This window comes from Chromobacterium vaccinii (assembly GCF_000971335.1).
Lineage (GTDB): Bacteria > Pseudomonadota > Gammaproteobacteria > Burkholderiales > Chromobacteriaceae > Chromobacterium > Chromobacterium vaccinii.
Genome location: NZ_JZJL01000008.1, coordinates 55247 through 78927, shown reverse-complemented (window position 1 = coordinate 78927; position 23681 = coordinate 55247). Strand labels below are relative to the sequence as shown.

Sequence of the window (23681 nt, the reverse complement as noted above, 5' to 3'; positions counted from 1 at the left end):
ACCGTCGCCTGCCGCCCACATCCCGGACGGCCCGCGCATGCGGGTCGACAGCCTCAAGCGGGCTCCCTGAAAGCCGGGGAAATCCGGCCTCCCATCCCCTCGCCTCTCACTCCGCTTCGTCGAAGCGGTTGTTGATCAGCGCGGTCAGCGCCTCCAGCGCCTGTTGTTCGTCATCGCCGCTGATTTCCAGCTCGATCGTGGCCCCCTTGGCCGCCGCCAGCATCATCACGCCCATGATGCTCTTGCCGTTGACGCGGCGGTTGTTGCGGGAAATGAAAATATCGCTTTTGTAACGGCTGGCCAGCTGGGTGAACTTGCTCGAGGCGCGCGCGTGCAGGCCCAGCTTGTTGATGATTTCGACTTCAGATCGCAGCATTACCTTCCCCCGGGATTATATAAAGCACGCCTTCCAGGCCGCCGGTGATCGCCTTGCTGACGACGATTTCCAGCGGCTGGCTGCTGTAGCACAGCGCTCGCACCACCATCGGCAGGCTGGCGCCGGCCACCGCCTCGACGCGGCCCGGCCGGATCAGCCGGCTGGCGATATTGGACGGAGTGCCGCCGTACATGTCGGTCAGCACCACCACGCCATCGCCGCCGTCCAACCCGTCCACCAGGCCCTGCGCCTCGGCCAGCTTGCGCTCCGGGTCTTCGGTTTTGTCCACAGCCATTACCGCCAGATTATCCGGCTCTCGGCCCAGGATGTGCTTGGCGCAATCCGCCAGGCTACGTCCCAGGTCCCCATGTGCAATTATCAGAACACCTACCATGCCCGAGTCTTCGATTTGATGGGCCAGAACCCGTCCGGCCGCTTGATTTGAACCGCGCGGCGACGCCGGACAAACCGGCGCGCCGCGCATCCGCGAAATCAATCTTCCTGAATTGTAACAGCTGAATTCTCGCTGCGGCGGTACCAGGCCAGCTTGTCCGCCAATTCCACCACTTCTCCGACGATGATCAGCGCCGGCGACGCGATGCCGTGCGAGGCCATCAGACCCGGCAGCGTGGCCAAAGTGCCGCACACCGCGCGCTGGCGCTCGGTAGTGGCCCACTCCACCGCCGCCGCCGGCGTGGCCGCCGCGCGGCCGTTGTCGACGAAGGCCTGGCACAGCTCTGCCGCGGTGGACACGCCCATGTACACCACCACAGTCTGGTGCGGGCGGGTCAACGCCTGCCAGTCCAGGTCTATGGAGCCGTCCTGCTTGTGGCCGGTGACGAAGGTCACCGACTGCGCGTAATCGCGGTGGGTCAGCGGGATGCCGGCATAGGCGGCCGCGCCGCTGGCGGAAGTGATGCCGGGCACCACTTCGAAGGCGATGCCGTGCTCGGCCAGCGTGGCGATCTCCTCGCCGCCGCGGCCGAAAGTGAACGGATCGCCACCCTTAAGCCTCAGCACCCGCTTGCCTTGCCGCGCCAGATCCACCAACAGCTGATTGATGTCGTCCTGCGGCAGCGCGTGATTGGCGCGCGCCTTGCCGACATAGACCCTCTCGGCGTCGCGCCGCACCAGTTCCAGCAGTTCCGGCGCCACCAGCTTGTCGTACAGCACCACGTCGGCCTGCTGCATCAGCCGCAGCGCGCGGAAGGTCAGCAGATCGGGATTGCCGGGACCGGCGCCCACCAGATAGACCGCGCCGGCGCGGTCCGCGCCGCCGGCGGCGATGCGCGCTTCCATTTCGGCCCGCGCCGCCGCCTCGTCGCCATTCATCACCGCGTCGGCAAGCGGTCCTTCCAGCACCGTCTCCCAGAAGCGGCGGCGGGCGTCGACATCGGGAAAGCGCGCCTTGACCGCGTCGCGGAACGAGGAACCGAAGCGCGCCAGCCGGCCGTAACCGGCCGGGATCAGGCTTTCCAGCCGCGCGCGGATGGAGCGCGCCAGCACCGGCACGCTGCCGCCGCTGGCCACCGCCACCATCAGCGGCGAGCGGTCGATGATCGCCGGGCTGATGTAACGCGACGCTTCTGCGTCGTCCACCACGTTAACCAGGATGCCTCGCGCCTCGGCGTCGGCCGCCACGGCTCGGTTGACCTCGGCGTCGTCGGTGGCGGCCACCACCAGCCGCAAGCCGTCCAGCAACGCGGGCGAGTAGCGCCCGGAGACATGCTCCAGCTCGCCGCTTTCGGCCAGGTCGGCCAGCTCGGGCGCCAGCTCCGGCGCGACCACCCGCAACGAAGCGCCGGCCGCCAACAGCAGCCGGGTCTTGCGCAAAGCCACCTCTCCGCCGCCCACCACCAGGCAGCGCTGCTCCCGCAGCTTGAGAAATATCGGGAAAAACTCCATGCCACACTCCATGCCAGGGGGCGATTGCCGCCTTGTCCGCGCGCCGCGCGCCAGGCGCGCCAATATCGTCCAAGCATACTGTATTTGTTGCATAAATACGACGCTAAACCGCGGCAAAGCCGACTCATACGGGGGCCGAGGGTTCGCTGATGTCAAAATTCCCGTTTCGATTCGCCGCCGTCGCCGTGGAGCGCAGTTTGATTCCCCGTACCTTTGTCCGCCAATCGGCCATTTCCGCCCTGCTGTGCCTGCCTCTGCTGCTATCCGCGCTGGCGGCCGACCAGCGCGCGCTGCTGCTGGGCCAGACCGGCTGGCTGGCCGCGCTGTGCTGCGGCGCGCTGTGGCTGCACGGCCGGAATCAGCGGCGCAAGGCGCGCGCCACCCTGCAGGATGCCTGCCTGGGATTGCTGGAATTCGATCTGGCGCAGCAATACGTGCGCGGCAGCGTCCACACCCTGCAACGGCTGCTGGGGCTGCCCGCCCATACCCGCGGCATGAACTGCGCCCGCTGGCTGATGCTGCTGCATCCCGAAGACCGCCAGCTGTTCTCCAACCTGCTCCAGCATCCGCCGGGCACGCCGGAAACCGGCTACGAAATGCGCATCCGCCACCACAGCGGCCACTGGGAATGGCTGGAAATGAATTTGCAGCCCAGCTGGCGCAACGGCAAGGTGCAGCAGTTGACTGCGATCTGCCGCGTGATCACCGCGCGCAAGCACGACGAAGCCGCGATGCTGCAGCGCGAGCAGCAGTTCCGCACCCTGGTGGAAAACGCCGAGGACATCATCGCCCGCTACGATCTGGAGCTGCGCTGCCTGTTCATCAACCGCAGCGTCAGCCGCTTCTCCGAACTGCCGCTGGAAGAACATCTGGGCAAGACGCCGCGCGAGAAAGGCTGGTCGAACGAGGCCAGCGCCCGCTTCGAGCAGGAATGCCAGCTGCTGATCAACAACTGGGAGGCGCGCCGCTTCGAGCTGGAACTGCAGCACGGCCAACAGCGCCACATCTTCGAGATCCGCCTGTTCCCCGAGTTCGACAAGGCCGGCATGCTCAAATCCATCCTGTCGGTGGATCGCGACGTCACCGCCACCCGCCAGGGCGAGCGGCTGCTGGCCGAGGAAAACGAGGTGCTGGAAATGATCGCCGGCAACCACCCGCTGCCGCAAACCCTTGAACAGATCTGCCAGATGATGGAGTCGCAACAGCCTGGCGCGATGTGCGCCGTGCTGCTGCTGGAAGAAAACGGCCAGTCGCTGCGCTTCGCCGCCGGCCTGAGCCTGCCGCCGGCCTACCGCAAGCTGTCCGAGCGCGTGATGGTCGGCCCCAGCGTCGGCTCCTGCGGCACCGCCGCCCACTGGAAGCGCACCATCGTCGTCGACGACATCCTGAATAGCCCGCTGTGGGCGCACGCGCTGCACAAGGTGCAGCCGTTCGGCCTGCGCGCCTGCTGGTCGATGCCCATTTTCTCCAGCGACCGCCAGTTGCTGGGCACGCTGGCCACCTACTACCGCGAGCCGCGCAGCCCGTCCCAGGAAGAATTGGCGCTGGCCCAGCGCATCACCCGCATCATCGCCATCGCGCTGCAGCGCGACGGCCACGAAAAACAGCTGTACCGGCTGGCCACCCAGGACGGATTGACCGAGCTGAACAACCGCCGCCAGTTCATCGAGCTGGCCGACCGCGAGATCGAGCGCAGCCGCCGGCACGGCGGCCGGATGAGCGTGCTGATGATGGACCTGGACCGCTTCAAGGACATCAACGACCACTATGGCCACGCCATCGGCGACGAAGTGATACGCCATTTCTCCCAGGTCTGCCGCGAAGTGCTGCGCGCCAGCGACCTGTGCGGCCGCCTGGGCGGCGAAGAGTTCGCCGCGGTGCTGCCGGACACCAGCCTCGACGACGCGCGCCAGGTGGCGGAGCGCCTGCGCGGCCTCACCTCCTCCGCCAGGCTGGCTACCGCCACCGGCACGCTGGGCTACACCGTCAGCATCGGCGTCGCCGAGCGCCGCGCCGATGAGACCGACATCGACGAAGTGCTGGGCCGCGCCGACAAGCAGCTGTACCAGGCCAAACGCGACGGCCGCAACCGCGTCAGCGGCGCGGCGCCCGCCCATTCGGGCTAGAATGCCGGCTTCAACCGCTCATCCCCGCTTGACCGTGAACCGCTGGCATACCGATTACCTGTCCCATCCGCTGTACTGCCCGGCGCGGCGCTTCGTCCCTCCGTTAGCCGACTGGCCCGACCAGGCTGGCTACGATGCGCTGCGGGACCGCGCCCGCGCCGCCGGCGCGCCGCTGCCGGCCGGCCTGCGCTTCGTCTGCGAACTGGAGCCGGACGCCTATTACGAGATGCATATCGGAGCGACCGGCGAAGTCCCCAGCCGCGCGCGAAACTGGCACGACTGGTTCAACGCGCTGGCCTGGCTGGCCTGGCCGCGCGCCAAGGCGGCGCTGAACCGCCGCCACGTCCGCGCGATCGCGCGCGGCGAGGCGAAGCGCGGCCCGCTGCGCGACGCCGCCACCCTGCTCGACGAATGCGGAGTCATCGTGGCAGTCGCCGATCCGCGACTGGGCCAATTGCTGGACGATATGCGCTGGCGCGAGCTGTTCATCGAACGCCGCGACGACTGGGGGCGGCGCATCGCCGCCCACACGCTGGGCCACGCGCTGATGGAAACCGGGCTGACGCCGCACTTGGGCTGGTGCGGCAAGGCGCTGATCATGGAAGTGGAGGCAGGCTTTTTCGAGCTGCTCGCCGAAGAACAGGCGGACAGGCTGGACGCGGAACTGGCCGCGCGGCTGGACGACGACGGCTTTCTCGCCAGCCCGCGCGCGCTGTGCCCGTTGCCGCTTCTGGGCATCCCGGGCTGGTGGCCGGACAACGAAAACCCGGCCTTCTACGACAATGCCGATTATTTCCGGCCGACCCGCCGCGCCAAGTCGGCCACGGTCACCGCCTGAAGCTGGTCGGTCAGCGGCCCCAGCAGCTCGGCCAGAGTCTGATCCAGCGCGTCGCCGCCGCTGGCGTCGCGACGGTAGACGAAGAGCTGGAACAGGTCCGACAGATTGATGGCCGACGCGCGCCGCATCAGCACCCAGGCGTCGCCGTGGCCCTTTTGCACATAGCCGCGCAGCGCCAGCCGGTCCAGCACCAGGCCCAGTTCGTCATACCCCACCTTCACCTGCTCCCGCAGCTGGCGCGGCGTCATCGCCTCGCCGCGCTCATGGGCGGCATCCAGCAGCAGCAACAGTTCCAGCGCGTCCTGGAAGCGGCGGTGCGGCTCGTTGCGGCGGCGCCACGCGCCGCCTTCCCAATAGGACAGCGCCGAGGTGAACACCGCGCCGGCCAGCACCACCAGCCACAGGCAATACACCCACAGCAGGAAGATCGGAATGCTGGCGAAAGCTCCGTACACCAGCTGGTAGCTGGCCACCTGGCCGATGTAGAAGCCGAAGCCCATCTTGGTGAGCTCCAGCAGCACCGCGGTGACCAGCGCGCCCCACACCGCGTGGCGGAAGGGCACGAAGCGGTTGGGCACGATGCGGTATAGCAGCGCCAGCACCAGCGCCGTCAGCACGATAGTGCCGCCGGTTTCCACCAGCCCCGCCAGCAGCGGCAGGTTTCTCTCGAAACGGGTGACGCGGAACAGCCAACGCCAGGACAGCAGGCTGCCGCCCAGCACCAGCGGCCCCAGCGTCAGCACCGTCCAGTACACCATGCTCTGCTGCAGCCACGGCCGGCCACGGCGCACGCCCCAGATCGCGTTGAAGGTGCGTTCGATGGTGGACATCAGCATCAGCGCGGTGACGCCCAGCATCACGATGCCGGCGGCGGTGAGCTTTTCCGCGTTGTCGGCGAACTGGCGCATGTAGACGGTGATCACCTTGCCGGCGAATTCCGGCACCAGCGTCGACAGCAGCATGATCTTGAAGCGGGTGCTGTAGTCGGAAAACACCGGAAACGCCGAAATCACCGACAGCGCGATGGTGAACAGCGGCACCAGCGCCAGCAGCGTGGTGAAGGTCAGGCTGCCCGACACCTGCAGCACGCGCAGGCAGCTCATGCGGCGCGAGATGAAGCGGGCGAAGCCGAAATAGGGTTCTAGGCGTTGAACTTGCATGGCGGCAAAGGTAATGCCAAAGCCGCCGCGAAGCAAGGGAGGCAAGGCAGGCCGCTTTGCCCTATCATGCGGCGATCAAATGCGATATAGAGGTCATCATGCTAGATATTCTGGTGCTGTATTACAGCCAGCACGGCGCCACCCGCGAACTGGCGCGGCTGATCGCCCGCGGCGTGGACGGCGTGCCCGGTTGCCAGGCGCGGCTGCGCACCGTGCCCAAGGTCTCCTCGGTATGCGAGGCGGTCGAGCCGGCCATCCCCGACGGCGGCGCGCCTTACGTCGAGCGGCAGGATTTGATCGATTGCGCCGGCCTGGCGCTGGGCAGCCCCACCCGCTTCGGCAATATGGCGTCGGCGATGAAGTACTTCCTGGACGGCACCAGCGGCGAATGGATGCAGGGCGCGCTGTCCGGCAAGCCGGCCTGCGTGTTCACCAGCACCTCCTCGCTGCACGGCGGCCAGGAAGCCACGCTGCTGACCATGATGATCCCGCTGCTGCACCACGGCATGGTGATCGCCGGCCTGCCCTATTCCGAAGCCGCGCTGCTCGCCACCCAGACCGGCGGCACGCCTTACGGCGTCAGCCATCTGGCCGGCCCCCAGAGCGACCGGCCGATCAGCGAGCATGAGAAGGCGCTGGCCTTGGCGCAGGGGAAGCGATTGGCGGAGTTGGCGGAGAAGTTGGCGGCAAAATAAGAGCGGCCTACAACATTCCGTTTCGCGCCTGAGCCAAGGCGCGCCGGCGCAGGCAGTACCAGTCATACGACAAGGAGGCGCGACGCAGGATCAGGAGTTTTGTCAGCGGGTCTAAATCCACATTGCACCAGATGCGGGCATGGCCGCCCAACGGCCAGCCCCTCCAGCCCCATTGGAGAATCACGTCAATGACGCCAGCTACGCACACCCCCAAATAATTCATTTGACATTTTAATACCCAACTCTTAGCCTACCCCGCATCCCACAATCATTTTCAATGCGAGATAGAGCATAGCTGTCCATCCGATAAACCATGCGATGGCGCCTGTCTGCCGCACGGCCCGCGCCGATCGACTTGGCATGTGGCCACATGCATAGAATATTTCAGGCTTGCTGCGGATTTTTGCGATCTTGCCTTCATCGCGTCCCGGTCGTTCAGTGCATGGATTCTCCAGCGAGTCTCTGGGAATAGCCACGCCAAATGGTTTATCAGCCTCTCGACGAAAAGCTTCCTCATGATTTTGCGGGCTACCTCCAGCTTCTGATTCCGCTGGTTTCCGGCGGTTTTCTGCCGTAGTGCGCGTATCCTTGCATGTCCGCCCGCTACGGCTTTGCGCAATGCACTGGATTCGTCAGTGCTCAACCATGATATCCGTTTCAAGGAGAACTTATATGTCATCCGCAACGAGTATTGTTGGTACTTGGACTGGCTATGTCGACTGGGGCAATACAGGCAGCCCGGTTCACAACAGCTCCACGGTTTGGACCTTTAATGCAGACGGTTCTTGGACCTACTCGTCTGGAGGCGGCCGCTGGATACAGAATGAAGGCATGGTGTTCTGGAACTTCAACAGCGCCCCTGGCTTAGTTTACGCAGCGAATGTGACCCGCAACGCCTTGGATGGCATTCAGGGCTACGCTACGGCTAGCCCCAGCTCAGGACAATTCTATGCGGTGAGGGGCACGGTTGCTGCCGTTGCCGCAGCGGCTAAACAAGCCAAGGAACCTGACTTCACTCTGGGTCAAAAATAATATCCGGCAATATCTGCAGCCGGGACGGGATAGAATGAAGCCCAGCGTCTCCCACAAGCGTTGCAGGCATAATCTGCCGGTAGCGAACGCAGAGCCTCACTAACGCCGAGCGGCGGCGCAGTTAAATTGCGCCAGGAATCCGCGTCCAGGACGATGTTGGAGTTCAGGTTCCACCCGGCAAACGGGCGGAACCTGCACCTAACACATCGTCCGCGCAGTGGACACAACATCGCGCGTTGCTAAACATCCCCCTACCCAATACTACCCGCCTGCCTTGCGGTCAACCCCACCAAAAACCATTCTCCGCGAAGCGGGAACAACACGGTGCACCGCCCCTGCGGGGTGACGCACCCTACGAGGCGGCGAAGAAGCTGCTCGGCGGCGCGCCCAGCTCGCGCTTGAACATGGTGGCGAAGGCGCTGGGGCTGGCGTAGCCCAGGTCCAGCGCCACCTTCAATACGCTGTCGCCGCAAGCCAGCCGCTGCAGCGCCAGCATCAGCCGCGCCTGACGCCGCCACTGGCCGAAGCTGAGGCCGGTTTCGCGGCGGAAGCGGCGCTGCAGCGTGCGCGGGTCCAGCGCCAGCTCGCGCGCCCACTCGGCCGCGCCGCGCGCGTCGTCCGGATGCGCGAGCCAGACGTCGCACAGCTGGCGCAGCGCGGCGGACGCCGGTTGCGGCAGCGACAGCGGCAGCACCGGCGCGCGGCCGATTTCCGCCAGCAGCAGGTCCATCACCTTCTCGTCGCGCGAACCGGACTGACAGACTCGCCCCACCGCCACCGCGGCGACGATCAACTCGCGCAGCAGCGGCGACACCTCCAGCACGCTGCAGTCGGCAGGCAGGCCCTCCAACCGGTCGCCGCGCACGTAAATGCTGCGCATCCGCACCGGGCTGACCATGCTCACCTGGTGCCAGGTGCCGATCGGCAGCCAGATGGCGCGCGTCGGCGGCACCACCCACTGGCCGCGCTCGGTGCCGACCAGCATCAGGCCCTCCACCGCGTACAAGAGCTGGGCGGTGGGATGGCGATGGCGTTCGGTTTCCTTGCCGGCCGGGTAGTCGCGCGGCTTGCCCACCACCGGCTCCTCTCCCAGGTCGAACTCGTCTCGGGGCTCCAGGCTGTCCACTCTGCCTCTTTCGATAAGATAGTTGCCTCATTTTCGCAGGACTGGCGGGAATGTGCTTGCTAGCATGGTTCCACCACCCCGAATGAGTATTGCACGATGACCACCAGCAGTCCCACGCTCGCCGCCCCGCAGGACACCCGCTTCCGCGTGCTCGGCGCGATCAGTTTTTCCCATTTTCTCAACGACATGCTGCAGTCGCTGCTGGTGGCGCTATACCCGCTGCTAAAGGGCAACTACCACCTCAGCTTCGCCGAGATCGGCCTGATGACCTTCACCTACCAGTGCACCGCCTCGCTGCTGCAGCCGCTGGTGGGCATCTATACCGACAAGCGCCCCCAGCCCTACTCGCTGGTATTCGGCATGAGCTCCACGCTGATCGGCCTGCTGTTGCTGTCCAGCGCCTCCAGCTTCCCACTGCTGCTGCTGGCCGCCGCGCTGGTGGGCACCGGCTCGTCCATCTTCCATCCGGAATCGTCGCGGGTGGCGCGGATGGCGTCCGGCGGCCGTCCCGGCCTCGCCCAGTCCATCTTCCAGGTGGGCGGCAACGCCGGCAGCGCCACCGGACCGCTGCTGGCGGCGCTGATCGTGATTCCGCTGGGCCAGCGCAGCGTGGCCTGGTTCGGCCTGGCCGCGCTGCTGGCGATGTACGTGCTGTTCCGCGTCGGCCAGTGGTACGCGCATCAGCAGCGCCAGGCCAAGAAGGCCAGCGTCGTCGCCCCGCCCGACCTGTCCTCCGCCCGGGTCAAGCTGACGCTGCTGCTGTTGCTCCTGCTGGTATTCTCCAAGCACTTCTATCTGGCCAGCATCACCAGTTACTACACCTTCTACCTGATCCACCATTTCCAGGTGGGCATGCAGTCGGCGCAGCTGTACCTGTTCCTGTTCCTGTTCGCGGTGGCCGCCGGCACCGTGCTGGGCGGCCCGATCGGCGACGCCATCGGCCGCAAGCGGGTAATCGGCTTCTCCATCCTGGGCGTGGCGCCGCTGGCGCTGGCGCTGCCGCACGCCAACCTGTTCTGGACCGCCGCGCTGTCGCTGCCCATCGGCTTCATTCTGGCTTCGGCCTTCCCGGCCATCCTGATCTACGCTCAGGAGCTGCTGCCGGGCAAGGTGGGCATGGTATCCGGCATGTTCTTCGGCTTCGCCTTCGGCATCGGCGGCATCGGCGCCGCGGTGCTGGGCGAACTGGCCGACCTCAGAGGCATCGAGTTCGTCTACCAGCTGTGCGCCTTCCTCCCCTTGCTGGGCATCGCGGCGGTGGCGCTGCCGGACCTGCATCGCAAGGCCAGGGTTTGACACCGTCCGGCGGCGCGCCGGATACTGCGCGGCATTGAAAACCCAAGCGGGGCGCCTGGCCGCCCCGCGCGTTTGGAAACGCAGTCATCATGTGTGGAATCGCCGGATTTTTCTCGCGCAGCCCCGTCAATCCCGCCGTCCCGCAAGCGATGCTGGACGAGTTGCGCCGCCGCGGCCCGGATGACGCCAGCCGGCTGCTGCTGGACGCGGCGCTGAACCCGGCCGGCGACGACGCCATCCGCAACGCGATGCTGCACGCCCGCCTGGCCATCATCGACCCGCGCCCGGTGGCCAACCAGCCGATGGCCAGCGACGACGGCCAGGTCTGGATCTGCTACAATGGCGAGGTCTACGACTGGGAGGCCGGCAAGGCCGAACTGGAAGCCGGCGGCGCCGTCTTCCGCACCCATGCCGACACCGAGTTCATCCTGCGCGGCTACCAGGCCTGGGGCATCGAGGGCCTGCTCGCGCGGCTGCGCGGCATGTTCGCCTTCGCCATCCTGGACAAGCGCAGCGGCAAGGTCCACCTGGCCCGCGACCGCATGGGCGAGAAGCCGCTGCTGTACTCGCTGCGGGATGGAAACTTCGCCTACGGCTCGCTGGTGCGCGCGGTGCTGCCCTTCCTGCCGGCCGACCAGCGCGATTTCAACTCGGCGGCGATAGACGCCTACCTCGCCCACCGCTACATCCCCTCCCCGGCCACCGTGTTCAGCCACATCCAGCGGCTGGAGAACGGCTACCGGCTGGAATTCGACCTGAACAGCCGCCAGTTGAGCAAGCAGCGCTACTGGCAGCCGAAGGCGGAATCCGGCGACTGGCTGCCGGAACTGGACCGCGCGGTGGCGATGCGCACCGTGGCCGACCGGCCGCTGGGCGTGCTGCTGTCCGGCGGCATTGACTCCACCGTGATCGCCAGCCGGCTCGCCACCCAGCAGCTGACGCAATTCTCCAGCTTCACCGCCGCCTTCCCCGGCTCGGGCATGGACGAGTCCGGCGACGCCGCCGACTCCGCCCAGCGCATGGGCCTGCCCAATGTGCGAGTGGAGATGCCAGAAAACCTGGCCGCCGATTTCGATCGCATCGTCGCCGACCTGGACCAGCCCTTCGCCGATCCGTCCAGCTTCCCCACCTGGTATCTGGCGCGGGAGGTCACCAAGCATGTCAAGGTAGTTCTGGTGGGCGACGGCGGCGATGAAATGCTGGCCGGCTACAAACGCATGGGCAAGCATCTGCGCACCCGCTGGCGGCAAAACATCCGCCTGCCGCTGCCGATCAAGCCGCAGCTGGACAGCAAGCGCGGCAAGCTGGCCACCGAGCTGGCGATGGACTGGAAAAGCGCCTATTCGCTGCGCTTCTCCGGCTTCACGCCGGGACAACGCAGCTTCCTGCAAGGCGGCCGCAAGCTGGAAAAGCTGTGCCATTGGCGCGCGCCCGACGACATCGGCCCGGAGCCCAAAGACGGCGCGCCCGGCCTGCACCAGCTGCTGGAGCTGGACTTCGCCAACTACCTGCCCGACTACATCCTGCAAAAGTCCGACCTGTGCACGATGGCCCACGGCCTCGAAGGCCGCGCGCCGCTGCTGGACCACGGCTTCTACCAACGTCTGCTGGCGACCTCCGCCGCCGAACGCTACACCAAGCCGGCCAAGCTGATCTTCCGCCGCGCGATCCACCCGGCGCTGCCGGCCGACTTCTTCCAGCGCAAGAAGCGTGGCTTCAACCCGCCCTTGTCCGGCTGGCTGCAAACCAGCCTGGCCCCGCGCTTCGACGGCCTGGGCGCGCGGCTGGCCGCGGCCACCGAGGGGCAGCTGGACGCCGCGGCGGTGGACGCCTTCGCCCAAGCCTATCGCGACGGCGCCGGCCATCTGGCCGAGCAGATGCTGCAACTGCTGATTCTGGACCAGAGCCTGGCTCAGCTGCGGCAGCTGCGCCTAACCCTGCGCTGATCAGCGCCCCTCCTCCCGGCGGCGACCAAGTCCGGCCGCCGCCGCAGCCGGCAAGACATCCGGGACGCCATTCAACAATTAAATTGACAAAATCATATATATTGATGATTTTTCAAGCCATTTCCAGCCGGTCAAGGTTTGCAAACGATAATTACTAGCATTATCATGCAGTTCAGCGGCCGGTACTGCCGCCCTACTTAAATAAGGAAAACATGATGCGTCGCTTTGTCTGCCAGCTGGCTGTCGCCAGCATCGCCCTGTCCGCCTCCTTCGCCGCCATGGCCAAGGAATACCCGATCGGCAAGCCCGCCCTGAAAAACGGCATGGAAATCGGCGCCGTCTACCTGCAGCCGACCAAGATGGAGCCGGAAGGCATGATGCTGAAGCCGGAAGCGTCCGACGTGCATCTGGAAGCCGACATCCACGCCACCAAGAACAATCCGAACGGCTTCGAAGAAGGCGCCTGGATGCCGTACCTGGTGGTCAAGTACGAACTGACCAAGGTCGGCGGCAAGACCCAGAAAGGCGAACTGATGCCGATGGTGGCCAACGACGGCCCGCACTACGGCGACAACATCAAGCTGCAAGGCCCGGGCAAGTACAAGCTGAAATACACCATCATGCCGCCGACCGCCAATGAGCACGCCCACTTCGGCCGCCACGTCGACAAGGAAACCGGCGTCGCCGCCTGGTTCAAGCCGTTCGACGTCAACTACGAGTTCACCTTCGCCGGCATCGGCAAGAAGGGCGGCTACTGATCCGCATAGTGAGAATGTGAACGCAAAGCATTCTTGACTGCGATACAATTGGAGACGGCGCGGGCCTGCCGCGCTGTTTCTCATTCCGGGACTCCGAAACGATGACTGTTCTGCGCCTGATGGCCGCCGCCCTGCTGGCCGGCCTGCTCTCTTCCCCGGCGTTCGCCGAAGACATGCCGGTATTCAAGCTGCAAATGAAGGACGGCCAGTTGATTCCGGCCCGCCTGGTGGTGCCGGCCAACAAGAAATTCAAGATCGAAGTGATGAACACCGGCAAAACTCCGGCCGAGTTCGAGAGCACGCCGCTGCGCAAGGAAAAGGTGCTGGGCCCCGGCGCCGAATCCTTCCTGGTGTTCCAGCCGCTGGCGCCGGGCGAATACAAGTTTTTCGACGAATTCCACATGAAGACCGGCCAGGGCGTGATCGTCGCCAAGTAACACAAAAGGTAAACGCGAATGGGACAGGTACTCTTCATCGTCTGGCGCGAAAGCGTCGAGGCGCTGCTGGTGGTCGGCATCCTCAATGCCTGGATGAACCACAACCCGGCCGGCCGCGCCGGCAAGCCCTATCTGTGGGGCGGCGTGGCGCTGGGCCTGGCGATGGCCGTGGCTTTGGCCGTGGCGCTGTTCACCGCCGGCAGCCTGATGGCCGGCGCTCAGGACTACTTCCAGACCGGCATGGTGTTCATCGCCGCCGCGCTGATCGTGCAAATGGTGCTGTGGATGCGCGAACACGGCCGCACGCTGAAGAAAGAGCTGGAAAGCGGCTTGTCTGAAAAAGCCGCCAGCAACAACTGGTGGGGCGTGACCGTGCTGGCCGCGCTGGCCATCGCCCGCGAAGGCAGCGAAGCCGTGGTCTTCCTGTACGGCATGCTGGCCGAGGCCCAGGGCATGGAGCTCGCCAAGATGGGCGCGGCCGGCCTGATCGGCCTGCTGCTGGCCTTCCTCACCTTCTACCTGCTGCAGCTGGGCGGCAAGGTGCTGTCCTGGCGGCTGTTCTTCCGCGTCACCGAGATCATGCTGCTGCTGTTGGGCGCGTCGCTGTTCCTGTCCGGCGTGGAGAAGCTGATCTCGATGGACGTGCTGCCGGCGCTGGTGGACCCGCTGTGGGACAGCTCTGCGCTGCTTGACGACATGAGCCCCTTCGGCGGCGTGGTGGCCGCGCTGACCGGCTACCGCTCGCACCCGGCGCTGACCAGCCTGCTCGCCTACGCGCTGTTCTGGGCGGCGATCTGGTCGCTGTTCCAGTGGCGCAACCGCCGCCAGGCCGTCGCCGCATGAAATCCGGCCGCGCCCAGCGCCCGCCGCAACGGGTGATTCCCATCGCCGCCGCCCCGTCGGGCGGCAGCTCCTGTAGCCCTGAGCGGCGGCCGCGCGGCCTGCTGGCGCTCGCGGGCGTCTGGCTGCGCGACCACGCCGCCCTGCTGCGCAAGCTGCAATGGGCGGTGGTGCTGGTCTACGCTTTCCTGCTGATCGTCCCCGCCTGCCTGTCCTTGCCTGAAGACACGGCGCGGATGTGGGACAACCTGACCATCTTCGCCCAGTTCGTGTTCTGGGGCATCTGGTGGCCGTTCGTGCTGCTGTCGATGGTGCTGTTCGGCCGGCTGTGGTGCGGCGTGCTGTGCCCGGAGGGCGCGCTGTCGGAATGGGCGGCGCGCAAGGGCATGGGACGGCCGATCCCGCGCTGGATGCGCTGGGGCGGCTGGCCTTTCGTCGCCTTTGTGCTGACCACGGTCTACGGCCAGCTGGTCAGCGTCTACCAATACCCGAAAGCGGCGCTCTTGGTGCTGGGCGGCTCCACCGTAGCCGCCATCGCCGTCGGCTTCGTCTACACCCGCGGCAAACGCGCCTGGTGCCGCCACCTGTGCCCGGTCAACGGCGTGTTCGGCCTCTTGTCCAAGCTGGCGCCGCTGTACTACCGGGTCGACGAGGCCGCCTGGAAAGCCTCGCATGAGCGGACGCCGGCGGTGGACTGCGCGCCGCTGCAACCCTTGCGCCACATGCAGGGCGGCAGCGGCTGCCATATGTGCGGCCGCTGCAGCGACCACCGCGGCGCGATCGAACTGAGCCTGCGCTCGTCCAGCGACGAGGTGGTGCGCGTGGCGGAGAAGGAAGCCGACGGCTGGCAGACCGCGCTGATCGTCTACGGCCTCTTGGGCGTGGCGATGGGCGCCTTCCACTGGACCATGAGTCCCTGGTTCGTCGCGCTGAAACAGGGCGCGGCCGAATGGCTGGTGGACCGCGACATCATGTGGCCGCTGGACACCGAGGCGCCGTGGTGGCTGCTCACCCACTACCCGCAGCACAACGACGTGTTCTCCTGGCTGGACGGCGCGTCGCTGATCGCCTACGTCGCCGCCACCGCGCTGGTGCTCGGCACCGGCATCCTGGCCTCGCTGGCGCTGGCGGTGCTCGCGTCCGGCCGCTGGCGAACCCAACGGCTGCACCACCTGGCGCAGGCGCTGATCCCGCTGGCCGGCTGCGGCGTGTTCCTCGGCTTGTCGGCGCTGACGGTGACGCTGTTGAAGGCCGAAGGCTTCGGCATGCACTGGGTCAACGACGCGCGCCTGGCGCTGCTGGCGGGGGCCAATCTGTGGGCGCTGCGGCTGGCCTTCGGCATTCTGTCGCGCTGGAACAGCGGCCTGCGCCGCTGGGCCGCGCTGCTGCCGTTCTGCGGCGCGCTGGCGCTGGTCGACTGCGCCTGGGGCTTCATGTTCTGGTGGTGGTGAGCGCTTGGTTGAGGCGGGAGGCTGTGCGATAACACAGTATCCCCGCCTCTTCGAGGAGTCGCCATGCGGCGTCTGCTGTTGTCCGCTTTTGCTCTCCTGCTGGCGTTCCGCGCGTCGGCGGCCGAGCAGACCGTGGATCTGGCCACCGGCGAATGGCCGCCTTACGTGTCGCAGCAGCTTCCGGCCCAGGGCGCTTTCACCGAGATCGTCCGCGAAGCCTTCCGCCGCGCCGGCTACCGGGCGCAGCTAACGTTCCAGAGCTGGCCGCAAACCGAATGGCTGACCAAGACCGGCAAGGCCGCGGCGGCCTTCCCCTACCGCCCGACGCCGGAGAGGGAAAAGGATTTCGACTTTTCCGCGCCGCTGATGCGCGCCAACAGCTACCTGTTCTATCACAAGCCCCACCTGCCCCATCCCCCGCAACAGTTCAAATCCCTGGACGAATTGCGCGGCTACCGCATCGCCATCCAGCTGGGCTACTGGTATATCCCTCTGTTCCAGCAACACCGGCTCAACACGCTGCTGACCCCGGACGAAGTCAACGCGCTGCGGCAACTGCAACTGGGACATATGGACCTAGTGCCGATGGTGCTGGAGCGCGGGCTATACCTGATCCACAACATCATGCCTGAACACGAAAAAGAGTTCGGCTACATCCCGACGCCGATGGACAAGGATACGCCGCTGGGACTGATGTTCTCGCGCAGCTACCCGCAGGCGGAGCGCATACGCGAAGACTTCGGCCGGGCGCTGGCGCAGATGGAAAAGGACGGCAGCCTGAAGGCGATCTACCAGCGCCACTTTCCCGAGGCTACGCCGCCGCGTTGACCAGGGTGGGATTCAGCACGCGGATCACGTCGCGCGGGCTGACGCCGATCAGGAAGCCACGCTTGCCGCCGTTAATGTAGATGGTATCGAGTTCGGCGATGCCCGCCTCCATATACACCGGCATCGGGTGGCGGGTGCCGAAGGGGCTGGTGCCGCCCACCTGGTAGCCGCTGTGCTTGTCGGCGGTCTTGGGATCGCAGGGATGGATCTTCTTGGCCCCGATCTGCTTGGCCAGCATGCCGGTGCCCACCTCGCGGTCGCCGTGCATCAGCACGATCAGCGGACGCTTGTTCTCGTCCTCCATGATCAGCGTCTTCACCACGCAATGCTCGTCGACGCCCAACTCGCGCGCCGACACCGTGGTGCCGCCCTTGTCCTCGTACTTGTACAGGTGTTCGGTGTAATCGACCTTGTGCTCGCGCAGCACGCGTATAGCCTGGGTGACGGGGGCCTTGCTGGACATGACGTTCTTTCCAATGCGAAACGCCACACTTTAAAACCCGGCTGCCCCCTTGCCAAGCGGCAGGATCAAGCCTTGCGCGCGCGCCACCACAACCGCAGCCCCAACAGCGCGGCCAGCACGGCGGCGTAGATCAGCGGCTGGGTGATGTCTTTCTTCACCAGCCACCAGTAGTGGGTGACCGCCAGGATGGCCACCGGGTAGACCAGCCGGTGCAGCTTGCCCCAATTGCGCTTCAGGCGCCGCATCCAGCCCTGGGTGGAGGTCAGCGCCAGCGGCGACATCAGCACGATGGCGGCGAAACCGACGGTGATGAACGGCCGCTTGGCGATGTCCTTGAGAATGTGGTGCCAGTCGAAGAACTGGTCCAGCCAGACATAAGTGGTGAAATGCAGGCTGGCGTAGAAAAAGGCGAACAGGCCCAGCATGCGCCGGCATTTCAGCGGCCAGGCCTGGCCGCTGAGGCGGCGCAGCGGCGTCATCGCCAGCGTGGCCAGCAGCCACACCAGCGTCCAGGTGCCGGTGGAACGGGTGATGAACTCCACCGGGTTCACCGCCTCGCCCGACAGCACGATCCACGCCGCGCGCGAAAGCGGCAGCAGGCAGGCGATGAATAGCAAAACCTTGCCGATGGAGAGGCGGCGGTCGGCCGAGGAGGCGGGCAGTTTCATGCGCAGCGTCGTCATCAAAAGTTCTTCCTCAGGTCCATGCCGCGGTACAAGCCAGCCACCTGCTCGGCGTAGCCGTTGAACGGCAGCGTCTTGCGCTTGAAGAACTCGCCGATGCGGCGCTCGGACGCCTGGCTCCAGCGCGGGTGGTCGACATCCGGATTCACATTGGAATAGAAGCCGTACTCATGCGCGTTGGCCATATTCCAGCTGGTGGCCGGCATCGTCTCCTGCAGCCGGATGCGCACGATGGACTTGATGCTCTTGAAGCCGTATTTCCACGGCACCACCAGCCGGATCGGCGCGCCGTTCTGATTGGGCAGCACATTGCCGTACAGGCCGACGGCGAGGATGGCCAGCGGATGCATCGCCTCGTCGATGCGCAGGCCCTCGCGGTACGGCCAGTCCAGCACCGCCTGGCGCTGGCCCGGCATCTCGCTCGGCCGCTGCAGCGTCTCGAACGACACGTACTTGGCGCGCGAGGTGGGGTTCATCTGCTTGATCAGGCTGGCGAGCGGAAAGCCCACCCAGGGAATCACCATGCTCCAGCCCTCGACGCAGCGCAGCCGGTAGACGCGCTCCTCCAGCGGAAACTTCAGCAACTCCTCGATGGTAAAGCGGCGCGGCTTGGCAACCTCGCCGTCCACCAGCACGCTCCACGGCCGGGTGCGCAGCGTGCGCGCGTTCTCCGCCGGATCGGACTTGTCGGTGCCGAACTCGTAGAAATTGTTGTAGCTGGTGATGTCTTTCAGGCTGTTGAGCTTGTCGTTGCCGGCAAGCTGAGACAACGGGCTCTTCCTGGCTGCCAGCCCGGCCAGCGTCTCCGCCGACAGCAACAAGCCGGCGGCGCCGGCCATGAATTGGCGGCGGTTGAAATACACCGACTCGCTGGTGATGTCCGACGGCAAATGGTCGGCGGGTTTCCTGATCAACATGACGGCTCTCCTGTCGTTTCCATTTGGTCGGATCATCCTCCGGATTCTGACAGTAGCGCATGCAAACAGTTTTGTCCGGCCCAGCCCCGCTAACACAAGCTCGCAAAATACCTGAGCCAAGATCAGCCAGCGCAAGCCGCGCGCGATGCTAAGGCCGCCATTCGCGGCCAAGCGCGCTGCCCTGCCCGCCGTTCCGCGCCAATCGTTCGCCTATCGCCTGCAAAGCCGCCCAGCGCGGGCCGCACCAATCGGGCGCGATCAGGGTCGGCGCCTGGGCGGTGGCCGAAATCCGGTGATAGACCACCTCCGGCGGCGTATGGCGGATCAGATCGGCGGCGAGGTCGGCATAGGCGTCCAGATCCATCGGCGCGATCTCGCCGCGCCGGTATTGCGCCGCCATCCGGCTGCCGCGGACTATCATCAGCGGGTGCAGCTTCAACCCCTCCGCGCCGATGTCCAGCACCGTCCCCAGGGTCTCATGCGCATCATCGGCACTCTCTCCGGGCAGGCCGGCGATCAGATGCGCGCACACCTTGAGGCCTCTTGCGTGGGCGCGGGCGACGGCGTCGCGGTAGTCGGCCAGCCCGTGGCCGCGGCGAATCAAGGCCTGGGTGCGGTCGTGCGCGGTCTGCAGCCCCAGCTCCAGCCATACCTCGGCGCCGCCATCCTGGTACGAGGCCAGCAGGTCCAGCGCGGCGTCCGGCACGCAATCTGGCCGGGTGCCGACGCACAGGCCCGCCACATCGGCCGCCGCCATCGCCTCGTCGTACAACGCGCGCAGCGTCTCCACCTCGGCATAGGTGCTGGTATAGGCCTGGAAATAGGCGAGATAACGCCGGGCGCGGCCGGTTTTGGACTTTTCCCGCGCGATCTGTTCGGCGACGGACAGGCTGGCGGCCTCGCGGCCGAAGCTGCGCACATTGCAGAAGGTGCAGCCGCCGCGCCCCAGCGTGCCGTCGCGGTTGGGACAGGTGAAATCGCCGGCCAGCGACAGTTTGTGCACAGTCTCGCCGAAGCGGCGTTTCAGATAATGGCCGAAAGTGTGGATATGGCGGGTGAGGTCCATCGCGCTGCCGACAAAAGGCCGCAGTCTAGCGCCGAGCCGCCGGCGGCTGAATGCGCGCGATCAAGGACTGGTTGAATCAAATATTGTGCCAGCCCAGCCAGTACAGCACGCAGAACAGGCCGGCGCTGATCAACAGCGCGATGGCCAGCGCCGAAATGAGCTCATGCAGGCTGCGACGCTGGCTGGGCTTGAGGAACCAGCGGGCGACCACCCAGGCCAGCAGGCACAACGCGAAGAATTTGAACAGACGTCCGAACATGATGGGGACCGTGGCGGAAACCCGGCCGATTATCCCGGCGCGCCATACTCCCGCGCAAGCTTATGTTATGGATATAATCGACCGGTAGCCGCAGGAGACCGCATCCAGATCAGCCCCGGCAGAGGGCGACGGACGCGGACAAATAGAAGAGGCCCTAATGACCGACACCAACTGTTCGGTAGGCATCGTCGCGGCCCAGGATGCCGCATTCGATGCCCCCCTGCCGCTCGCCAGCGGCGCCGCGCTGCCCGGCTATCAGCTGCGCTTCGAGACCTATGGCGAACTCAACGCCGACAAGAGCAACGCCATCCTGATCTGCCACGCGCTGTCCGGCCATCACCACGTCGCCGGACGCTACCGCGACGACGACAAGGCGCTAGGCTGGTGGGACAATATGATAGGCCCCGGCAAACCGATAGACACCCGCCGCTTCTTCGTCGTCGGCGTCAACAATCTGGGCGGCTGCCATGGCAGCACCGGCCCCTCCAGCGTCAATCCGGCCACCGGCCTGCCGTGGGGCTCGGCCTTCCCGGTGGTGACGGTGCCGGACTGGGTGACGTCGCAGGCGCGGCTGGCCGATCGCCTGGGCATAGACCGCTGGGCCGCGGTGATAGGCGGCTCGCTGGGCGGCATGCAGGCGCTGCACTGGAGCATCGCCTACCCGGAACGCGTCGCCCACGCGCTGGTGATCGCCTCCGCCCCCAAACTGTCGGCGCAGAACATCGCCTTCAACGACGTGGCGCGCCAGGCCATCCTCACCGATCCGGAATTCCACGGCGGCGACTTCTACCAACACAGCGCCATCCCCCGCCGCGGCCTCAGGCTGGCGCGGATGCTGGGCCACATCACCTATCTGTCCGACGACGGCATGGGCGAGAAATTCGGCCGCATGCTGCGCTCGGGCGAATACCGCTTCGGCTACGACGTGGAGTTCGAAATCGAGAGCTATCTGCGCTATCAGGGCGACAAATTCTCCGACTACTTCGACGCCAACACCTATCTGCTGATGACCAAGGCGCTCGATTATTTCGACCCGGCCAAGGACCGCGGCGGCGACCTGGCCGCGGCATTGAAGCCGGCCCAGGCGCAATTCATGGTGGCCAGCTTCACCAGCGACTGGCGCTTCTCGCCGGAGCGCTCGCGCGAGACTGTGAAGGCGCTGATCGCCGCCGGCAAGCGCGTCAGCTACGCCGAAATCGAATCGGCGCACGGCCACGACGCCTTCCTGATGACCGACCAACCGTATGTGGACCTGATGCGCGCCTACCTGGACCGCGTGGCCAGGGAGGTGAACGCATGAAACCACTGACTCTCCGTCCCGATCTGCGGATGATCTACGACTGGATATCGCCCAGCAGCCGGGTGCTGGACTTGGGTTGCGGCCGGGGCGAACTCTTGGCGGCGCTGCAGGACGGCAAGCAGGTGCAAGGCTACGGCGTCGATTTCGACGTCGCCAACGTGGTGCGCTGCGTCGCCGCCGGCGTCAACGCGGTGCAGGGCGACCTGGAAACCGGCCTGTGCGAATTCGGCGATGCGCGCTTCGACCACGTGGTGCTGTCGCAGACGATACAGGCGATGCGCCATACCGAGGCCATCCTCAACGAGATGCTGCGCGTCGGCCGCGAGGCCATCGTCACCTTCCCCAATTTCGGCTACTGGCAAAACCGGCTGCAGATCCTGAAGGGCCACATGCCGGTGTCCGACACCATCCCCTACCAGTGGTACGACACCCCCAACATCCACTGGTGCATGCTGGGCGACTTCGAGGAACTCTGCGCCAAGAACGGCATCCGAGTGGTTCAAAGGGTGGTCATGGACAAGGGCAAGCGGGTATCCTTGCTGCCTAACCTGCGCGGCAGCCTGGCGTTTTATCGGGTGGCCCGCGACTGATTCCGCCTCGCACAAGGAGAGACGCATGCGCCTGTTGCTGGCCATTTTCCTGCCCTGGCTGCAGTTTTTCACCATAGGCCGGCCGTTCGCCGGCGTAATCTGCCTGATCCTGCAACTGACGCTGATCGGCTGGTTGCCGGCCGCGCTGTGGTCGGTGTACGCGCTCAGCCAGTACAAGACCGACCAGAAGATAGAGCAGGCGCTGCGGCGCTGACCCCGCCCCGGCGGACCCCGCGCCCGCCTCCGCCGACATCCGCCCGCGCCTCTCGCGCGGGCGGCCCGTCCACCACCACGACAACAAGCACATGACCCTGGCCACCATCAACTGGCGGCGCGACGTGTTCTCGCGCACCATGCTCGTCTGCGTGTTCACCGGCTTCGCCTCCGGGCTGCCGCTGTACACCCTGATCAACCTGCTGCCGGCCTGGCTGCGCAGCGAGGGCGTCGATCTCAAATCCATCGGCCTGTTCGCGCTGATCGGCCTGCCATACACCTGGAAATTCCTGTGGTCGCCGCTGCTGGACCGCTACGCGCTGCCGCTGCTGGGCCGCCGCCGCGGCTGGATGCTGGCCACCCAGCTGGCGCTGCTGGGAAGCCTGGCGCTGCTGGGACTATTCGATCCCAAACAAGACATCTGGAGCATCGCCGGACTGGCGCTGGCGGTGGCTTTCTTCTCCGCCAGCCAGGACATCGTGCTGGACGCCTTCCGCCGCGAGATCCTCAGCGACGTCCAGCTGGGCCTGGGCAACACCGTGCACATCAACGCCTACCGGCTGGCCGGCCTGGTGCCAGGCTCGCTGTCGCTGATCCTGGCCGACCACCTGGACTGGGGCAGCGTGTTCGTGGTCACCGCGCTGTTCATGCTGCCCGGCGCGCTGATGACGCTGATGGTGAAAGAGCCCGCCCAGGCTCCCGGCAGCCCGAAAACGCTGCGCGAAGCGGTGGTGGAGCCCTTCCACGAATTCCTCACCCGCCAGGGCTGGCAGGGCGCGCTGTGGATACTGGGCTTCATCTTCCTGTACAAGCTGGGCGACAGCATGGCCACCTCGCTGGCGACGCCGTTCTACCTCGACATGGGTTACGCCAAGTCGCAGATCGGCCTGGTGGCCAAGCACGCGGCGCTGTGGCCGGCGGTGATAGGCGGCCTGCTGGGCGGCCTGTGGATGATCAAGCTGGGCATCAACCGCGCGCTGTGGGCCTTCGGCGTGGTGCAGGTGGTGTCGATTCTGGGCTTCGCCTGGCTGTCCAGCTACGGACGCTTCGGCAGCGTCGGCGCGACGGAGCTGTCCATGCTGGCGGTGGTGATCGCCTTTGAGGCGCTGGGCGTCGGCCTCGGCACCGCGGCCTTCGTCGCCTTCATCGCCCGCAGCACCCATCCGGCCTACACCGCCACCCAGTTCGCGCTGTTCACCAGCCTGGCGGCGGTGCCGCGCACGCTGGCCAACGCCGCCACCGGCTACATCGTCGACTCGGTGGGCTGGACCTCGTTCTTCTTCCTGTGCACGGCGCTGGCGCTGCCCGGGATGATGCTGCTGGTGCGGGTGGCGCCGTGGGGCGACGACCCCGCGCCGGAAAAAGCCTGAGCCGCC

The 23681-nt window shown here is 66.2% G+C and carries 25 protein-coding genes; 15 read left to right on the top strand and 10 right to left on the bottom strand.

Annotated elements, in window-relative coordinates:
* Positions 1 to 106: 106 nt before the first annotated feature.
* From VL52_RS05965 to cysG, 3 genes are all read right to left on the bottom strand, one after another.
* Entirely contained in the window at positions 107 to 376 is a 270-nt protein-coding gene (locus VL52_RS05965; RefSeq protein ID WP_021478263.1) for an HPr family phosphocarrier protein, read from the bottom strand.
* Positions 363 to 770: a PTS sugar transporter subunit IIA gene (locus VL52_RS05960; RefSeq protein WP_031296747.1), complete on the bottom strand. Its 408-nt coding sequence runs from the start codon at positions 768 to 770 to the stop codon at positions 363 to 365. The genes VL52_RS05965 and VL52_RS05960 overlap by 14 nt, the downstream gene beginning before the upstream one ends.
* A gap of 98 nt (positions 771 to 868) precedes the next feature.
* Positions 869 to 2281, bottom strand: a complete 1413-nt coding sequence (gene cysG / locus VL52_RS05955) for a siroheme synthase CysG (RefSeq protein WP_046156175.1) — start codon at positions 2279 to 2281, stop codon at positions 869 to 871.
* A gap of 149 nt (positions 2282 to 2430) precedes the next feature.
* Here cysG and VL52_RS05950 point away from each other — a divergent pair, with 149 nt between their 5' ends.
* Together VL52_RS05950 and VL52_RS05945 are read left to right on the top strand one after the other, a co-directional pair.
* Positions 2431 to 4407 carry a sensor domain-containing diguanylate cyclase gene (locus VL52_RS05950; RefSeq protein WP_052729174.1) on the top strand — a complete coding sequence of 659 codons (1977 nt, stop codon included), beginning with the start codon at positions 2431 to 2433 and terminating at the stop codon, positions 4405 to 4407.
* Positions 4408 to 4441: 34 nt separating this feature from the next.
* Positions 4442 to 5245, top strand: coding sequence for a DUF3025 domain-containing protein (locus VL52_RS05945; RefSeq protein WP_046156223.1), 804 nt, complete (start codon positions 4442 to 4444; stop codon positions 5243 to 5245).
* Here the strand turns inward: VL52_RS05945 and VL52_RS05940 are convergent.
* The gene (locus tag VL52_RS05940; protein WP_046156222.1) at positions 5197 to 6405 is read right to left on the bottom strand and encodes a YihY family inner membrane protein; all 1209 of its coding nucleotides are present in this window, start codon (positions 6403 to 6405) and stop codon (positions 5197 to 5199) included. The two genes, VL52_RS05945 and VL52_RS05940, sit on opposite strands and share 49 nt — an antisense overlap.
* Before the next feature lie 98 nt (positions 6406 to 6503).
* Here VL52_RS05940 and wrbA point away from each other — a divergent pair, with 98 nt between their 5' ends.
* Positions 6504 to 7100: an NAD(P)H:quinone oxidoreductase gene (gene wrbA / locus VL52_RS05935; RefSeq protein WP_046156221.1), complete on the top strand. Its 597-nt coding sequence runs from the start codon at positions 6504 to 6506 to the stop codon at positions 7098 to 7100.
* Between the two features lie 672 nt (positions 7101 to 7772).
* The gene (locus tag VL52_RS24410; RefSeq protein ID WP_144410172.1) at positions 7773 to 8132 is read left to right on the top strand and encodes a hypothetical protein; all 360 of its coding nucleotides are present in this window, start codon (positions 7773 to 7775) and stop codon (positions 8130 to 8132) included.
* A gap of 352 nt (positions 8133 to 8484) precedes the next feature.
* Here VL52_RS24410 and VL52_RS05920 read toward each other — a convergent pair whose 3' ends face one another.
* Entirely contained in the window at positions 8485 to 9258 is a 774-nt protein-coding gene (locus VL52_RS05920) for an AraC family transcriptional regulator (RefSeq protein ID WP_046156172.1), read from the bottom strand.
* A gap of 96 nt (positions 9259 to 9354) precedes the next feature.
* Between VL52_RS05920 and VL52_RS05915 the strand changes: the two genes are divergently transcribed.
* The 7 genes from VL52_RS05915 to VL52_RS05885 all read left to right on the top strand — a co-directional run bounded on the left by VL52_RS05915 (position 9355) and on the right by VL52_RS05885 (position 16814).
* Positions 9355 to 10554, top strand: a complete 1200-nt coding sequence (locus VL52_RS05915; RefSeq protein ID WP_046156171.1) for an MFS transporter — start codon at positions 9355 to 9357, stop codon at positions 10552 to 10554.
* A gap of 89 nt (positions 10555 to 10643) precedes the next feature.
* Positions 10644 to 12500, top strand: a complete 1857-nt coding sequence (gene asnB, locus VL52_RS05910) for an asparagine synthase (glutamine-hydrolyzing) (RefSeq protein ID WP_046156170.1) — start codon at positions 10644 to 10646, stop codon at positions 12498 to 12500.
* A 212-nt stretch (positions 12501 to 12712) separates the two neighbouring features.
* Complete coding sequence (locus tag VL52_RS05905; protein WP_021476858.1) at positions 12713 to 13258, top strand: iron transporter; 546 nt, start codon at positions 12713 to 12715, stop codon at positions 13256 to 13258.
* 101 nt (positions 13259 to 13359) lie between these two features.
* The gene (locus VL52_RS05900; protein ID WP_046156169.1) at positions 13360 to 13695 is read left to right on the top strand and encodes a cupredoxin domain-containing protein; all 336 of its coding nucleotides are present in this window, start codon (positions 13360 to 13362) and stop codon (positions 13693 to 13695) included.
* An 18-nt stretch (positions 13696 to 13713) separates the two neighbouring features.
* Positions 13714 to 14538 carry an FTR1 family iron permease gene (locus tag VL52_RS05895; protein ID WP_021476860.1) on the top strand — a complete coding sequence of 275 codons (825 nt, stop codon included), beginning with the start codon at positions 13714 to 13716 and terminating at the stop codon, positions 14536 to 14538.
* The gene (locus VL52_RS05890; RefSeq protein WP_144410171.1) at positions 14535 to 15986 is read left to right on the top strand and encodes a 4Fe-4S binding protein; all 1452 of its coding nucleotides are present in this window, start codon (positions 14535 to 14537) and stop codon (positions 15984 to 15986) included. Before VL52_RS05895 ends, VL52_RS05890 begins: the two co-directional genes overlap by 4 nt.
* A 63-nt stretch (positions 15987 to 16049) precedes the next feature.
* Positions 16050 to 16814 (top strand): substrate-binding periplasmic protein, encoded by a 765-nt coding sequence (locus VL52_RS05885; protein WP_046156168.1) that lies wholly within the window; start codon positions 16050 to 16052, stop codon positions 16812 to 16814.
* On the opposite strand, the gene ybaK is transcribed toward VL52_RS05885, so the two are convergent.
* The 5 genes from ybaK to VL52_RS05860 form a co-directional block, all read right to left on the bottom strand.
* Positions 16798 to 17277, bottom strand: coding sequence for a Cys-tRNA(Pro) deacylase (gene ybaK / locus VL52_RS05880; protein ID WP_046156167.1), 480 nt, complete (start codon positions 17275 to 17277; stop codon positions 16798 to 16800). The two genes, VL52_RS05885 and ybaK, sit on opposite strands and share 17 nt — an antisense overlap.
* 65 nt (positions 17278 to 17342) lie before the next feature.
* Complete coding sequence (gene msrQ / locus VL52_RS05875) at positions 17343 to 17960, bottom strand: protein-methionine-sulfoxide reductase heme-binding subunit MsrQ (protein WP_082113647.1); 618 nt, start codon at positions 17958 to 17960, stop codon at positions 17343 to 17345.
* Positions 17960 to 18877, bottom strand: a complete 918-nt coding sequence (gene msrP / locus VL52_RS05870; RefSeq protein ID WP_046156166.1) for a protein-methionine-sulfoxide reductase catalytic subunit MsrP — start codon at positions 18875 to 18877, stop codon at positions 17960 to 17962. The genes msrQ and msrP overlap by 1 nt, the downstream gene beginning before the upstream one ends.
* Before the next feature lie 148 nt (positions 18878 to 19025).
* On the bottom strand, positions 19026 to 19943 hold the full coding sequence (gene mnmL, locus VL52_RS05865) for a tRNA modification radical SAM protein MnmL/YtqA (RefSeq protein WP_046156165.1): 918 nt from the start codon (positions 19941 to 19943) through the stop codon (positions 19026 to 19028).
* 76 nt (positions 19944 to 20019) lie between these two features.
* Positions 20020 to 20202: a protein MIGRI gene (locus tag VL52_RS05860; RefSeq protein WP_046156164.1), complete on the bottom strand. Its 183-nt coding sequence runs from the start codon at positions 20200 to 20202 to the stop codon at positions 20020 to 20022.
* Positions 20203 to 20359: 157 nt separating this feature from the next.
* Between VL52_RS05860 and metX the strand changes: the two genes are divergently transcribed.
* The 4 genes from metX to VL52_RS05840 all read left to right on the top strand — a co-directional run bounded on the left by metX (position 20360) and on the right by VL52_RS05840 (position 23675).
* Positions 20360 to 21502 (top strand): homoserine O-succinyltransferase MetX, encoded by a 1143-nt coding sequence (metX, locus tag VL52_RS05855; RefSeq protein ID WP_046156163.1) that lies wholly within the window; start codon positions 20360 to 20362, stop codon positions 21500 to 21502.
* Complete coding sequence (gene metW, locus VL52_RS05850) at positions 21499 to 22092, top strand: methionine biosynthesis protein MetW (protein ID WP_046156162.1); 594 nt, start codon at positions 21499 to 21501, stop codon at positions 22090 to 22092. The genes metX and metW overlap by 4 nt, the downstream gene beginning before the upstream one ends.
* Positions 22093 to 22117: 25 nt before the next feature.
* Positions 22118 to 22306, top strand: a complete 189-nt coding sequence (locus tag VL52_RS05845) for a YqaE/Pmp3 family membrane protein (protein WP_046156161.1) — start codon at positions 22118 to 22120, stop codon at positions 22304 to 22306.
* Positions 22307 to 22397: 91 nt separating this feature from the next.
* Positions 22398 to 23675, top strand: a complete 1278-nt coding sequence (locus VL52_RS05840) for an AmpG family muropeptide MFS transporter (RefSeq protein ID WP_046156160.1) — start codon at positions 22398 to 22400, stop codon at positions 23673 to 23675.
* Positions 23676 to 23681 lie beyond the last annotated feature (6 nt).